The sequence below is a fragment of the Mycolicibacterium tusciae genome (assembly GCF_002086795.1).
GTDB lineage: Bacteria > Actinomycetota > Actinomycetes > Mycobacteriales > Mycobacteriaceae > Mycobacterium > Mycobacterium tusciae.
In genome coordinates this window covers 115,064-127,806 of sequence record NZ_MVIM01000013.1, presented here as the reverse complement: position 1 = coordinate 127,806, position 12,743 = coordinate 115,064, and the positions used below count along the sequence as shown (strand labels likewise).

The 12,743-nt window shown below is 66.8% G+C and carries 15 protein-coding genes and 1 pseudogene; 8 read left to right on the top strand and 8 right to left on the bottom strand.

The window, feature by feature from the left end; genetic code table 11:
* Window positions 1-16 precede the first annotated feature (16 nt).
* Window positions 17-853: pseudogene (pheA, locus tag BST47_RS21915) on the bottom strand (prephenate dehydratase); the annotation flags it as partial.
* A gap of 111 nt (window positions 854-964) precedes the next feature.
* Between pheA and BST47_RS21910 the strand changes: the two are divergent.
* Genes BST47_RS21910 through BST47_RS21900 form a run of 3 tightly spaced genes read left to right on the top strand, consistent with a single transcriptional unit; the run spans window position 965 to window position 3,816 of the window.
* On the top strand, window positions 965-1,765 hold the full coding sequence (locus tag BST47_RS21910; RefSeq protein ID WP_083127754.1) for a DUF2470 domain-containing protein: 801 nt from the start codon (window positions 965-967) through the stop codon (window positions 1,763-1,765).
* A gap of 28 nt (window positions 1,766-1,793) precedes the next feature.
* Window positions 1,794-2,561: a CPBP family intramembrane glutamic endopeptidase gene (locus tag BST47_RS21905; protein ID WP_083127753.1), complete on the top strand. Its 768-nt coding sequence runs from the start codon at window positions 1,794-1,796 to the stop codon at window positions 2,559-2,561.
* Window positions 2,562-2,577: 16 nt separating this feature from the next.
* Window positions 2,578-3,816 carry an LCP family protein gene (locus tag BST47_RS21900; protein ID WP_420094054.1) on the top strand — a complete coding sequence of 413 codons (1,239 nt, stop codon included), beginning with the start codon at window positions 2,578-2,580 and terminating at the stop codon, window positions 3,814-3,816.
* Window positions 3,817-3,851: 35 nt separating this feature from the next.
* Here the strand turns inward: BST47_RS21900 and BST47_RS21895 are convergent, their stop codons facing one another.
* The 3 genes from BST47_RS21895 to BST47_RS21885 are packed head-to-tail and all read right to left on the bottom strand — an operon-like array spanning window position 3,852 to window position 6,078.
* On the bottom strand, window positions 3,852-4,676 hold the full coding sequence (locus BST47_RS21895; protein ID WP_083127751.1) for a glycerophosphodiester phosphodiesterase: 825 nt from the start codon (window positions 4,674-4,676) through the stop codon (window positions 3,852-3,854).
* A gap of 6 nt (window positions 4,677-4,682) precedes the next feature.
* Window positions 4,683-5,702, bottom strand: a complete 1,020-nt coding sequence (locus BST47_RS21890) for a DUF4328 domain-containing protein (protein WP_083127750.1) — start codon at window positions 5,700-5,702, stop codon at window positions 4,683-4,685.
* A gap of 34 nt (window positions 5,703-5,736) precedes the next feature.
* On the bottom strand, window positions 5,737-6,078 hold the full coding sequence (locus BST47_RS21885; RefSeq protein ID WP_083127749.1) for a rhodanese-like domain-containing protein: 342 nt from the start codon (window positions 6,076-6,078) through the stop codon (window positions 5,737-5,739).
* Window positions 6,079-6,419: 341 nt separating this feature from the next.
* Between BST47_RS21885 and BST47_RS21880 the strand changes: the two genes are divergently transcribed.
* Window positions 6,420-6,632 carry a hypothetical protein gene (locus BST47_RS21880; RefSeq protein WP_083127748.1) on the top strand — a complete coding sequence of 71 codons (213 nt, stop codon included), beginning with the start codon at window positions 6,420-6,422 and terminating at the stop codon, window positions 6,630-6,632.
* Window positions 6,633-6,712: 80 nt separating this feature from the next.
* Here the strand turns inward: BST47_RS21880 and sodN are convergent, their stop codons facing one another.
* Window positions 6,713-7,135 carry a superoxide dismutase, Ni gene (sodN, locus tag BST47_RS21875; protein WP_083127747.1) on the bottom strand — a complete coding sequence of 141 codons (423 nt, stop codon included), beginning with the start codon at window positions 7,133-7,135 and terminating at the stop codon, window positions 6,713-6,715.
* 85 nt (window positions 7,136-7,220) lie between these two features.
* Here sodN and BST47_RS21870 point away from each other — a divergent pair, with 85 nt between their 5' ends.
* From BST47_RS21870 to BST47_RS21855, 4 genes are all read left to right on the top strand, one after another.
* On the top strand, window positions 7,221-7,505 hold the full coding sequence (locus BST47_RS21870) for a S26 family signal peptidase (RefSeq protein ID WP_207568660.1): 285 nt from the start codon (window positions 7,221-7,223) through the stop codon (window positions 7,503-7,505).
* Window positions 7,506-7,605: 100 nt separating this feature from the next.
* Complete coding sequence (locus BST47_RS21865; protein ID WP_083127798.1) at window positions 7,606-8,139, top strand: peptidase; 534 nt, start codon at window positions 7,606-7,608, stop codon at window positions 8,137-8,139.
* A gap of 240 nt (window positions 8,140-8,379) precedes the next feature.
* Window positions 8,380-9,087, top strand: a complete 708-nt coding sequence (locus BST47_RS21860; protein WP_083127745.1) for a TMEM165/GDT1 family protein — start codon at window positions 8,380-8,382, stop codon at window positions 9,085-9,087.
* Between the two features lie 380 nt (window positions 9,088-9,467).
* Window positions 9,468-9,866, top strand: coding sequence for a transcriptional regulator (locus tag BST47_RS21855; RefSeq protein ID WP_083127744.1), 399 nt, complete (start codon window positions 9,468-9,470; stop codon window positions 9,864-9,866).
* A 37-nt stretch (window positions 9,867-9,903) separates the two neighbouring features.
* Here BST47_RS21855 and BST47_RS21850 read toward each other — a convergent pair whose 3' ends face one another.
* The 3 genes from BST47_RS21850 to BST47_RS21840 all read right to left on the bottom strand — a co-directional run bounded on the left by BST47_RS21850 (window position 9,904) and on the right by BST47_RS21840 (window position 12,582).
* Window positions 9,904-11,076 carry a hypothetical protein gene (locus BST47_RS21850; protein ID WP_083127743.1) on the bottom strand — a complete coding sequence of 391 codons (1,173 nt, stop codon included), beginning with the start codon at window positions 11,074-11,076 and terminating at the stop codon, window positions 9,904-9,906.
* A complete protein-coding gene (locus BST47_RS21845; protein ID WP_083127742.1) occupies window positions 11,073-11,564 on the bottom strand; it encodes an ImmA/IrrE family metallo-endopeptidase in 492 nt (163 codons plus the stop codon). Before BST47_RS21845 ends, BST47_RS21850 begins: the two co-directional genes overlap by 4 nt.
* A 67-nt stretch (window positions 11,565-11,631) precedes the next feature.
* A complete protein-coding gene (locus tag BST47_RS21840) occupies window positions 11,632-12,582 on the bottom strand; it encodes a hypothetical protein (protein ID WP_165799834.1) in 951 nt (316 codons plus the stop codon).
* Window positions 12,583-12,743 lie beyond the last annotated feature (161 nt).

The following is a 12,743-nucleotide window of genomic DNA, read 5'->3' as shown; positions in this document are numbered from 1 at the left end:
GCACCTGCGTCCGTGTGGCCGAGCCCATCGGCCACGAACCGAGATATCGCACATCCACACAACGTTCGACCAAAGCCTTGAGTGCCTCGGCGACCGGCGCATCGTCGACGTGACCGACGCAGTCGAGGAAGAAGATGTAGGTACCCAGTTCGGTTCGGGTTGGCCGCGATTCGATGCGGGTCAGGTCGATGTCGCGGGCGGCGAACTCCCCGAGCGCCGACGCGAGTGCCCCGGGAACGTTGGCGAGCCGCAGCACCACCGATGTGCGGTCGGCGTTGGTCCGCCGCGGTGGTGGGCCCACCGGTCCCGCGAGGACGAACCGGGTGCGTGCGTTGGGTTCGTCGACGACACCGGCGGCGAGCACGTCCAGACCGTGGCGTTGCGCGGCGAGCGCGGTGGTGACGGCGGCATCGGCGCGGCCTTCGGCGACGTCGACGGCCGCCGCGGCGTTGGAGTTCGCAGCCTGGAATTCAGCGTCGGGATAGTTCTTCGCGACCCACTTCGCGACCTGGGCGCGCGCCACCGGAAACGCAGCGATCGTGGCGGGATCGGCCACGCCGCTGCGCGCCGCGATCGTGAAGGCGATGTCGAGGGTGTATTCGGCGAAGATCTGTAGTGGCGAACCGGTCGCCAGACTGTCCAGTGTCGGGAGCACGGAACCGTCGATCGAGTTCTCGATCGGCACGCACGCGAAGGCGGCGTCTGCGGATCGCACCATTTCCAGCGCGGCAGCGGGGCTGCTCGTCGGAAACCATTCGAACTCGGTCAAGGGGACGAGTTGAGCCTCGACCATGCCGCGCAAGGCCGCCTCGGTGAAGGTCCCTTCGGGTCCGAGATATGCGATACGGGTCACGATCCAACCCTATCGGTTCACCTCGGTAATCCCGTTCCGCTGCGCGTAAGCCTTGCGCGTCCGCAGGCGCCGTAGTTAAGTTAGGCTCACCTTATCTACGGGAGGTTGGCCATGACAGAGCTGGAGACCAAAGCCACACCGACGACGGCCGAGCGCATCCGCAGCGCATTCGCACGGGCCGGCGGGGCGATGCTGGCGGTCGAAGGGCTGGAACCCGCCGAATCTCCGGTGCACCACCTGCTCGACGACGGTTCGTTCGCGATCACCGTTCCGATCGACGGCGCCGTCGCTCACATGGCGGTTTCGGCGGGTGCGGCCGGTGTTCAGGCGGTGCTGGAGATGACCGACTACGCCCCGCTGCCGCTGCGCGAACCGGTGCGGTCACTGGTGTGGATCCGCGGCCGCCTGCACGACGTCCCCTCCGGCGAGGTCTCCGCGCTGCTCGACCTCATCGCCGCAGAGGATCCGAATCCCGCCTTGCTCCAGGTGAACTCGGGACCCACCGACTCCGAGAAGGACACCCGCTACGCGTTGATGAGGCTCGAGATCGACTCCGTTGTCGTCGCCGATTCCACCGGGGCCGAATCCGTCGGGTTGAGCGCGCTGCTGGGTGCACGTCCCGACCCGTTCTGCGCGATGGAGTCGTGCTGGCTGCAGCACATGGAGTCCGCGCACCGCGAGGTGGTCGACCGGTTGGCCAGCCGACTGCCCAGCTCGCTGCGCCGCGGACGCGTCCGTCCCCTCGGTCTGGATCGCTATGGTGTCCAGCTGCGTATCGAGGGCGATGACGGCGACCACGACGTTCGGCTGCCCTTCGCGAAGCCGGTCGACGACGTCAGCGGTCTGTCCCAGGCGCTCAGGGTTCTGATGGGTTGCCCGTTCCTCAACGGCTTGCGCGCGCGCCGGCTCTGAGCCGCGGCCGGGCCGCTAGCCTGGCCCGGTGACCGGCCTCCCCGACGACCTGACAGACCCGCAGCGCCGTGGGTTGCGCATCGAGATCGTCGTCGTATTGGCGGTCACCTTCGGACTGTCGGCGTACACCGCCCTGCTCAACCTGATCGAGGCGGTCCTGCTCGGGCTGTCCGGACAGGTCGTGGCGCTCAATCCGCGCCGGTCACCATTCGACCTGATCGACCTCGGGCTCAACCTCTCGTGGGTATTCCAGCTACTGGCGTGGGGTGCTCTCGGTCTATACCTGTTGTGGCGCAGCGGGTTTGGTCCCGCCCAAATCGGGTTGGGCAGAATCCAGTGGCGCCCCGACCTCCTTGGCGGCGTCGGCCTGGCACTGCTGATCGGGCTGCCCGGCCTGGCGTTCTATCTGCTCTCACGAGTGCTGGGCATGAACGCCTCGGTGGAACCCGCGGAGCTGTACGACACCTGGTGGCGCATCCCCGTGCTGCTGCTCGTCGCGTTCGCGAACGGCTGGGCCGAGGAAGTGATCGTCGTCGGGTTCCTGCTCACCCGCCTGCGCCAGCTGCGGATCAGCCCGCTGGCCGCGGTGATCATCACCAGCCTGTTGCGCGGTCTGTACCACCTGTATCAGGGTTTCGGCGCCGGGCTCGGCAACGTGGCGATGGGCCTGGTGTTCGGCTATGTGTACCTGCGCACCGGACGGTTGTGGCCGCTGATCGTCGCGCACGCGCTGATCGACGCGGTCGCATTCGTCGGGTACGCATTGGCGGCGGGCCAGCTGAACTGGCTGCAGTAGGGTCCGGCCGACGTACATTCTTGCTGTGGACGACAACCGGCAGCAGCCCCCGGGTTTCGACCCGTATCGACGCCGGGAGCCGTCGCAGGTGATCCGGCGCGATCCCAACTACCGGCCGTCAGCGCTACCGAACCCGCCGAACCCGCCGAATCCTCGGCATCGACTCCCGCCGCCACCGCCGCCACCGCCGCAGCGGAGGCCGCCACCGCCGCACCGGCCGCCACCGCCACCGCCACGGGCGCGGCCGCCGGCACCGCAGGCCCGTCCACCAGCGCCGCCGGCGCCGAAAAAGCCTCGGCGCAAACGTCATTGGGGCCGCATGCTGGTTGTTCTGCTGCTCCTGTTCGTCGTCGCCATTGTGGGCGGTGGAGTCTGGATCGACTCGTCTTTGCACCGCATACCGGCACTGGCCGACTACCCGGACCGACCCGTTGCGGGCTCAGGTACGACATGGCTACTCGTGGGGTCGGACAGTCGACAGGCGCTGACACCCGAACAACAGGCGGAGTTGGCCACCGGCGGCGACCTCGGTAGCGGCCGCACCGACACAATTCTGCTGGTCCACATCCCCGGTCTCGGATCGAGCACGCCAACGACGATGGTGTCGATCCCGCGCGACTCGTACGTGGACATCCCCGGTTACGGCAGCGACAAGATCAACGCGGCATTCCTGGAAGGCGGGGCGCCGCTGCTGGCGCAGACCGTAGAACAGGCCACCGGGCTTCGCTTGGACCACTACGCCGAGATCGGTTTCGACGGGTTCGCCGTCATGGTCGACGCGGTGGGCGGGGTGACCATGTGCCCCGCCGAGCCGATCGACGACCCGCTGGCGGGTATCAACCTGCCCGCGGGCTGTCAGAAGCTCGACGGCCGCGCCGCGCTCGGCTATGTCCGCACCCGGGCCACGCCCCGGGCAGATCTGGACCGGATGGTGAATCAGCGCGAGTTCATGTCCGCCCTGCTGCACCGCGCCGCCAGTCCCGCGGTGTGGCTGAACCCGCTGCGCTGGTATCCGATGGCGCACGCGGCATCGGGGGCGGTCACCGTCGGCCAGGAGGACCACGTCTGGGACCTGGCGCGGCTCGGTTGGGCGCTGCGGGGGGACGTCACGACGACGACGGTGCCGATCGGCGAGTTCACCGAGGGCGATTCGGGATCGATCGTGGTGTGGAACAGCGAGGTCGCCGATCAATTGTTCGCCGCGCTGAAAACCGACGCGCCGGTACCACAAGACGTCATCGACGCACAGCCCTGACAGGCGACAACGCCCAGGGCGGCGGGTGGCGCGCTCTAGTCGCTCTGCACCCCGGTCAGTCCGTTCTGCAGCCAGTCCTTGGTGCGGCCCGGGTGGTTCGTCGCCACCCAGGCGACGCCGACGTCTCGGCAGTAGCGCACGTCCTCGTAGTGGTCGACGGTCCAGCAGTACAACGCTCGGCCTTGGGCGGCGGCGCGGTCCACCAGTTCGGGGTGCTCGCGCAGCGTCGATATCGACGGGCCCACCGCGGTCGCGCCGACGGTCGTCGCGGCGCTGCCGCCGAGGAAACGCGACGTCTCGCCGAGTAGCACGGTCGGCAGCATCGGCGCCGCGCGCCGGATGCGCCACACCGCTGCCGCCGAGAACGACATCACCACGGCGCGCGACAGGTCGGCCGAGGCCGGCGTCGCGACGCCGTATCGATGCAGCAGTGCGAGGACCTTGCTTTCGACCAGCGCGCCGTAGCGGACGGGATGTTTGGTCTCGATGAAGAGTTTCACCGGGCGGTTCCAGTCCAGCACCAGCCTGACGAGGTCGTCGAGTGTCAGCAGTCCCGTGTCAGGGGTCGCACCGTGGACTTCCCGACTGGGATGCCAAGCGCCGTAATCCAATTCGCGCAGCTGAGCCAGCGTCATCTCGCTGACCAGTCCGCTTCCGTTGGACGTCCGGTCCACCCTGCGGTCGTGCACGCAGACCAGATGACCGTCGCGGGTCAGCCGCACATCGCATTCGACGCCGTCGGCACCTTCCTTCAGTGCCAACTCGTAGGCAGCCAGGGTGTGCTCGGGGCGCTCACCGGACGCACCGCGGTGCGCCACGACGAACGGATGGCCGGCGAGCGTGCCGTCGCCCGAGTTCATAGGTACCTATGCTGCCGGGTTTTGGCCTTCGGACTCAACCGCAGCCGCATTCTCGGGTTCGGTGTCGCTTCGCCTCTCGGTGTTCACGGCGGCGTCGGGCACGATCACCCAGCGCTTGGACGGCTTCTCGACGGGTTGGCGCTCGAACCCGTCGAACACTTTCATGGCGAGCAAAACGGCCGCCAGCGCCAGCAGATACGCCACGGTGGTCGTCACCGTGTTGTCGGCGATGGCCTGGGCCTCGGTGGCGAAGCTCGTCGCAATGGAGAAGACCGACACCGTGGTGCTGGCGACCCACACCAGCCACCACACCGCGATGGGTCTGCGGAGCCAGGTGAACCGCTCCTCGACGCCCGCCAGCTCGATGACGAACACCGGCGCCCAGGCCAGGTTGGCGACGGGCACAAGGCAACCCGCTCGAAGCGACCACAGCGACCGCGGGTCCGGCTGTCCCCGGTAGGCGTAGGCGGCGGCCCTGCGGCCGATCAGCCAATTCGTCAGCACAACCGCGCTGGCGACCACCATGAACATCGCGATGACACTGAGCACGACGCCGATCCACGTCACCCCACCCGCCACCCACGGGTTCAGCAACATGCTGCGATTGACGATGAGCAGTGCGTAGCGCACCAGATGCGCGAGCGCCGCCGCACCGAGCACGGCCATGGTCGCGACCAGGGTGGTTCGCACGATCCCGGCGGACGGGCCCGGGCGCTGCGGCGCCTGCTGCTGCTGATCGATCGAGTCGAAACGGTCGACGAGGCCCCAACGCGGGATGAACGCGTAGCGCGGGGTCGGACCGAGGGGGCGACGAGTCGGGCGCGGTGGTGGCGCCGATCCCGGACGCACCGCGATCCATCGATACCCCGGCGGCAGTCTCCTACTTGACCTTGACGGTGGGGTCCCCAGCCCAGCGGGGTCTGGACCCGTCGGCGCGAGCAGCGCGCCGTTGCAACGCGGACACCAGTCCCTTCGGCGGTCGCGCACGTTCCAGCGCGTTCCGCACGTGGAACAGACCTGGATCATCCGACCAGCCTAGCCAGCGATTGTCGGCGACTGCTCAGACGACGCCCGCATCACCGTGGTCGGTGACCACCGGTCGTCCGGCGTCCGCCCACGCGTGCATGCCACCGCTGACATTGATGGGCGCGTACCCGTTCTGCGCCAGGTATTCGGCGACCCGCTGCGAGCGGCCCCCGACCCCACACACGACGTACAACGTGGCTGAGGTGTCGATCTCGGCGATACGGGCCGGAATCTGCCCCATCGGGATGTGCCGGGCGCCTGGCGCGTGGCCGCGCTGCCACTCGTCGTCTTCGCGAACGTCGAGCAAGATCACCGATTCGTCGAAGTTCGCCGGAACGGTGGCGATGTCGGCCTGCGGGACCGCGTCGGAGTCCATCCGCCAATGCTCGCATATGGCGGCGGGTCCGCCCAGGCCAGCAATTCCCGGCTATCCACAGTTTCCACAGGTTCATCCACAGGCCCAAGATCAGGACAAAAGGAGCCTGAGCCGGTGAATCTGTGTGGTTGCTCAAGATCACTGTGGATAAACTGGGATGTGATCAAGCCGACAATCAACAGCCGGAGCGAGCCTGAGCGAAATACCTCGTCAGGCTAACCATCCGCCTCTTGACGGCTGTCGAGTGTTTTGTACCCCCCACCTGCAGTTCTAAACACTTCTCCGCGCCGATTTCTTCCGACGAACCGCAGGGGTTATGATCGCGGTCACTACGTGGTTTTGTGACCGATCTCACCGGGGAGGGTATCGATCGTGCAGGTCAGGAGCTGTTAATGACGTCGTCGCATCCGATTGGGCCGGGGTCCGCGGTACCGCCATCTGAGTGGCATTCCTCCGCGAACACCTACACCCGCGGCCAGTTGATGGCCTGTATGCGGGCCGGTGTGATCGCGCTCGTCTTGTTGGGCGTGCTCGCCCTGATCGTCCTGTACTGATCGACGTCGCTCCGGGAAATCCTCACTAGCACGAAAAACGGGCCTGCTCGCGGTGAGCAGGCCCGTCTCCATGTCAGTCGCTAAGCGGGCGGGTAGACGCCCATCTGCTTGCCCTTGTCGGTCTGCCAGAAGATGTCGGCGATCTCGTCGATCGTCTTGAGCAGCTTCTCGGCGACGGCGGCGTCCAGAGACTTCTTGACGTCACCCGCGCCGTGCACGCCGTCCCAGAACAACTGGTGCAGGTTGGGGAACTGCTCGAAGTGGTCCTTGGTGAAGAAGTCGGCCCACAACACCATCAGGTGGTGCTTGACCTCTTCGGCCTGGCGCTCCTTGATGATGATCGCGCGGGCCTTGAAATGGTCATCGTCGGAGTCGTGGTACTTCTGGATCGTCTTCAGACACGAGAGCGCCTCGATCTTGGCCTGGGCCGGATCGTAAACACCGCAGTACAGGTCGCAGTGGGCGTGGGCAGGGGTGGCGTTGTTCATGAGTCGATGCAGCATGGCCCTAACCTACCCTTCGAGGGTGCCGCGAAACCATCCTCCACCCCGTTGGCCATTGCGTTTGTTCAGGGTTGTCGAGGACTCGATGCGCCCGGCGCTGCGACCGGGCGACGGCTTGGTCGCATGGCGCGACGGCGTACCCCGCACCGGCCAGTTGCGGTTGTTCCGCGACCCTCGCCGGTCCACCCGTTGGCTCGTCAAACGAGTCGGCGACGTGTACGGCACCGGCCCGAAAGCGATATTCGAAGCTCGGTCGGACAATCCCACAGCGCCGGGTGCCGTCGACTCCCACGAACTGGGATGGGTGTCCGCGGCAGGCACCTATCGCGTCGTCTACACGGTCCGGGCACCAGGCAGCCGCGACCAATGATTGCGTGTCCGCTTGCGCGCCGGTGAGAACCTGCGCATTCTGGTCTGATCGACCCACAGTCGTGTCGGGCTTCACCGAACAACGATGGTGCGGAGGCGAGATGGAAATGGAGTCTGGTCGGGCGATCGAGATCGCCCCCTTTCATTCGCGCGGATCACTCAAGGGCTTCGTGATCTCGGGCCGCTGGCCGGATTCCACCAAAGAGTGGGCACAGCTACTCATGGTCGCCGTCCGCGTGGCATCGCTTCCTGGATTACTTTCCACCACAACGATTTTCGGTGCGCGCGAAGAGCTACCCGATGAACCCGAGCCCAACACCGTCGGCCTCGTCGTCGCCGAGGGTACGGTCGTCGGCGAATCGGCGGTTCCGCCAGGGTATTTCGCAGAGCATCAGCCACCGGCCCTGTTGATGCTGCATCCGCCGTCCGAGACCATGCCGTCGCTGCCGGAGTGTTCGGGTGCGGCCTCGGGCTGCGTACTGCTGCCCGGCCTCCCCCACCTGGGTCTCGAACATCGCGCGGCCTGGGTCGAGGCAGAGGCCGACGGCACCGTCACGTCGATGGTGAGCCGGGTCGGTGTCGACCCGATCAGCCACCCCGACACCGCGATCCTTGCCATGCTCCTTGCCGCGTAAGGGTTTTCGAAGGCATCCGAACCCGCAGACCTGAACGGTCGATTCGGCTACCCGAAATCGTTGTGCTGACTGGCGTGTCGCCATCACCGCCGCTACAGTCGAGTTATCAGCGAAGGGGAGTAGCCCCCAATCGTCGTGTCGACATACTGGCGCAAGCCCGGCCGACGAACCGCTTCTCAGCACGAGGGGTGGTGGGCGAGACCTTCGACCGTTGTTTGGTCGAAAGGTCGTGCCCAACCCATGGTTACCGCAATTCTCATCAGTCTCGCGGTCGTATTCGTGGCCGAACTCGGCGACAAGTCGCAGCTAATCACCATGACCTACGCACTGCGCCATCGATGGTGGGTGGTGTTGTCAGGCGTCGCGATCGCCGCCACGCTCGTGCACGGACTGTCGGTGGCGATCGGCCATTTTCTCGGCTTGACACTTCCCGACCGACCGATCGCCTTTGCCGGTGCCATCGCCTTCCTGTTGTTCGCGATCTGGACGTGGCGTGAGGGCCGCGCCGATGACGGCGCCGATGAGGTCCGCGTCGCCGAGCCACGTTTTGTCATCTTCGCGATCGTCTCCTCCTTCGTCCTCGCCGAGCTCGGCGACAAGACGATGCTTGCCACCGTCACCCTTGCCAGCGATCACAACTGGCTGGGCGTCTGGATCGGGGCCACCGTCGGAATGGTGCTCGCCGACGGCGTCGCGATCGCTGCGGGCGTCCTGCTGCACAAGCGACTGCCCGAGGGCTTCCTGCACAGGCTCGCCAGCATGCTGTTCTTGGTGTTCGGCCTCTGGCTGCTCTTCGACGGCGCGCTCGGGCTGCGCTGGGTCGCGCTGGCGGTCACCGGGTCGGTGGTCGTCGTCGTCGGCACCGTGGCGCTGATTCGCTTCGCCCGGAGGCAAGATTCGGCGCCGGCCGCCGCATCGACGGCGCCGTCCTCGTGCAATTCGCCCTAGCGCGGGTCCGCGCCGCCCGCAACTATTGCCCGTGCGGATGCGAACCCGCCATTTGCATACAAACAGCAAATCTTCGATCCGCCATTGTCATTGACTATGGACGTTGCCAGTGGTGAAAATCGGGATTACTGTGGCAATCGGGACAACACCCCCGAGTGCGGCAATTTTGACGATGTCGAACTTATTTGCCCGACCGCGCCATGCGACCGCCGTTCTTGCGTACTCTGACGATGTCGCCACTGGTGGGGGAGCCCTGAGATCGCGGAAGGTGGGTTAACTTTCCTAGTTTGCACTTGGGTTTGGGCACAACACTCGCTACGATGATCAGCAAATACGCCGCCAAATAGTCCGCTCGTCTACGCATGTGGAGGTCAATACCGATGAGCAAGACGTTCGCCGCCCGTCTAAACAGACTTTTCGACACGGTCTACCCGCCCGGTCGCGGTCCGCACACTTCCGCAGAGGTGATCGCTGCACTCAAGTCCGAGGGCGTGACGATGTCCGCTCCGTACCTGTCGCAGCTGCGCTCTGGCAACCGAACCAACCCCTCTGCAGCGACCATGGCTGCCCTTGCCAACTTCTTCCGTATCAAGCCGGCGTACTTCACCGACGACGAGTACTACGAGAAGCTGGACAAGGAGCTCACCTGGCTCGCGAACATGCGGGACGAAGGCGTCCGTCGCATTGCGGCGCGCACTGTCGGCCTGTCTGTCGAGGCCCAGCAGGACATCGTCCAGAAGGTCGATGAGCTGCGTCGCCAGGAGCATCTGGACGATTAGCCCGCCGTGGCCGGCATTACGGTTGCCGGCGAAGTCGTTATGTAGAAGACTTCTCTGACCTCACGAGCGTGCGGTACTGCGTGGCAATCTCGAGGATCCATTCGCGGTCCGAGTAGACGCTGGGCTGCCGCAACCATCTCAAACCGGGGAACTTCGGGTCCCCGTTTTTCCGTGCACCCTCGCGGCCGGCGTAGATCCACAGCGCGACGGCGTGCGCCTGCTCCTCGGGTGACACCGGTGGCGGCTCCATCTCGGCGTCCTCCCCGTCGATGTCGCCGTCGTCCTCCTCGGCGTCACGATCGGCGAGCGCACCGGTCGGGCCTACCCGCTTTCGCGTGACATCGGCAGCCGTCGCCTCCAGGAACAACGCATCCGAGATCAACGACATCCGTTCGGCCACCCGGAACGCGAGCGGACCGCGGGGACGCACGCCGATTCCGACATCCGGATGCCGGCGCCCCAGTTCGCCCAGCAGCGGCTGGATCACCCTGAGCTCGCGGCGCGCACCGAACCAGTCCTCGATGCTCGGCAGCAGCGAGCCCGCGGCGACCACCAGCATCGCGCATCCGAGCAGGGTGGCCGCGGCGCCCACCCCCACGGGTCCGGTCCGGCCCACGGCCCGGAAGAAAAAGAATCCCGACGCGAAGACGATCAGCACGATGCCGACCGTGAACACGAACAACGCCCTGCCGCGACGGCTGCGGTTCGAGTACCGCAGTCCGGCCCACGACACCAGCGTCAGCGCCAGCAGTACGTACAGCAGCGGCAACAGCCAGGGCAGCGAGTTGCCGTCCGCGGCCAGGGTCCGCTGCAGATACTCCTCGGGCGCCATCTCCGGCTGCTGCTCCGCCGAGAAGAACGTCACCAGGCTCACCACCGCGATGACAACCGCGACGGTGTACTGCGCGAGCGCGATCCTGCGGATGGTGGCCGGCTTACGCCCGGACGCGACGGTGGTGATCATCACGCAGCTGCCCGCCGCGCACATCACGAGCGCCACCTGCGACAGGCCCATCGAGATGTTCGGCCACCGCAGGACGGTGTCGACGAGGAGCGTCAGGGGCTGCCAGTTCAGTGCGGCGACCAACCCGAGGCTTCCCAGCGCGAGGATCATCGCGGTGCTCACCAGTGATTGCTTGTTGACCAGCGCCCATCCGATACGTAAACCGGTGGCCAATCCGAGCAGACCGGCGATCACCCAGATGATCAACCAAACGCCTCTCCGAGCCGGACCTGGACGATGGAGGCGCGATCGGAGGGCAACCGCCCCAACCGATACAGCAGCAGCGCCGCGAAGTCCTCGGCTTCCTGCTCCGCGTCTTCGCCATTGGGTCCCATACATCCGGTGCGCTGGTTCAGCATGTAGCCGATCAACTCGGAGCTGGCCATCTCGGTGTTCTCCAGGGCGGCCTCGACAACCGGCATGCCCTCGTGCCCGAGGACCAAGTGGCCGAGCTCATGTGCGAGGGTGCGGTCCCATGCCGGCAGGCCCTTCTGAATCAGAAAGACGTCGCGATCGGCGTATTGACGCCATTGCCCGCACACCCCGGGCGGCAAATCGGCTGTCTTCAGCTCGATCGGACGCCCCCTGTCCTTACCGACCGCATCGACTAGCCGGGTGAGCGACACCTCCCCGTGGCGCGGAGCGAGGTCCAGGACCGCACTCACGGCACGGGTGACGTTGCGGCTGGCGGGCATACGTTCCCCCTTTCGACCAATCCACTATGCGCTGTTCGGGCCGCCGAAGCAGCGGTTCCCCGACAGTTCAGTCCACAAATCTTGCGGCGCCTCCGGCGCGTACCGCGTGCCCCGCCTTTGCCTGTCGGTAGCCGACGAGGCCACCGACACCGGTGAGAAGCACCATGCCTGCGAGCCCCGGTGCCGCCACGAGGGCAACCTGTGAAATCCCTGCGTTGCGCAGGTATTCGGTGTACCCGGCGCGGTATGACGGGGGTGGGGCCGCGACGTTGCTGGCCGTCTCGGCAGGCGGCGCCTGCCGCCCGGCGGGCGGTTCGGTCGCGGGTCCGCGCGGCGACGCCGGGACCGGCTCGGTCGGTAGCCCGCGCGGAGCTGCGCCACCAGGGAGTGCCACCGGGGGCGCCACGACGATGGGTAGGGCGATCGGCGCGACCGGAAGTTGCGGCGCGGCGATGCCGATGCCGGGTTCGGCGTCGACCACGCCCGGCTGCGACGGCGTGTGCTCGGGCAGCAGATGTGGCGGCAGTTGCATCGGCGGCGCATGCGGCCGACCCGCCGGCGGCCGGATAGGGGGGCCCGCACCTCCACCGTTACCGGGGGGCGACGGGTCGGGCCGCGGTCCGGGTGGCCATGGCCAGCAGTCGTCGGGATCTTCCTCGCCGGGCGGTTCTTCCCGTGGTGGCTCTTTGGGCGGCGTTTCGGCGTCACCGCCGTCCTCGGTCTGCGGCTTCTGATGGGGCACGCGTCCGCTTCCGTATTTGCGTTCACGCGGCTTACGACCGTCTGGCTCGTCCCCTCGAGATCCGGCGCCCGGCGACGCGTGGCCACGGCCGCCCGGCCGGGCCGCCGACGGGGCTCCCCCGTCTTGCCCGGATTCGGTCCTGCCGTCATCCCCGTCGTCGGCCGAGACTGAGCCGGGCGCCGGGGTCGCATTCGCAGGAATATTGCCGGCACCGCCGACCAACAACCCGTAAGCGACGAGGAAGCCGGCCGCGGCGATGCCCACACGCGAACCCACTTCTGCACCACCCATCACACGCATCGCCGCTGCGGATTTGCCGTCAAGCGATTGTCGCACAGGTGCGTTGGCCGGTTTGCCCACGACCAAATCGGCATCGTCTCGGGCCAGGGCCACGGGTGACACGCACCGGGAGATAGTGTTGTGCGGCATCGACAACG

Excerpts from the sequence above, each read along its gene's own strand:
- BST47_RS21870 (WP_207568660.1), top strand. The coding sequence starts at position 7,221 with ATGCGCCCGGCGCTGCGACCGGGCGACGGCTTGGTCGCATGGCGCGAC.
- BST47_RS21890 (WP_083127750.1), bottom strand. The coding sequence starts at position 5,702 with ATGATCCAGGTCTGTTCCACGTGCGGAACGCGCTGGAACGTGCGCGAC.
- BST47_RS21885 (WP_083127749.1), bottom strand. The coding sequence starts at position 6,078 with ATGGACTCCGACGCGGTCCCGCAGGCCGACATCGCCACCGTTCCGGCG.
- BST47_RS21910 (WP_083127754.1), top strand. The coding sequence starts at position 965 with ATGACAGAGCTGGAGACCAAAGCCACACCGACGACGGCCGAGCGCATC.
- BST47_RS21855 (WP_083127744.1), top strand. The coding sequence starts at position 9,468 with ATGAGCAAGACGTTCGCCGCCCGTCTAAACAGACTTTTCGACACGGTC.
- BST47_RS21895 (WP_083127751.1), bottom strand. The coding sequence starts at position 4,676 with ATGAACTCGGGCGACGGCACGCTCGCCGGCCATCCGTTCGTCGTGGCG.
- BST47_RS21860 (WP_083127745.1), top strand. The coding sequence starts at position 8,380 with ATGGTTACCGCAATTCTCATCAGTCTCGCGGTCGTATTCGTGGCCGAA.
- sodN (WP_083127747.1), bottom strand. The coding sequence starts at position 7,135 with ATGCTGCATCGACTCATGAACAACGCCACCCCTGCCCACGCCCACTGC.
- BST47_RS21865 (WP_083127798.1), top strand. The coding sequence starts at position 7,606 with ATGGAAATGGAGTCTGGTCGGGCGATCGAGATCGCCCCCTTTCATTCG.
- BST47_RS21845 (WP_083127742.1), bottom strand. The coding sequence starts at position 11,564 with ATGCCCGCCAGCCGCAACGTCACCCGTGCCGTGAGTGCGGTCCTGGAC.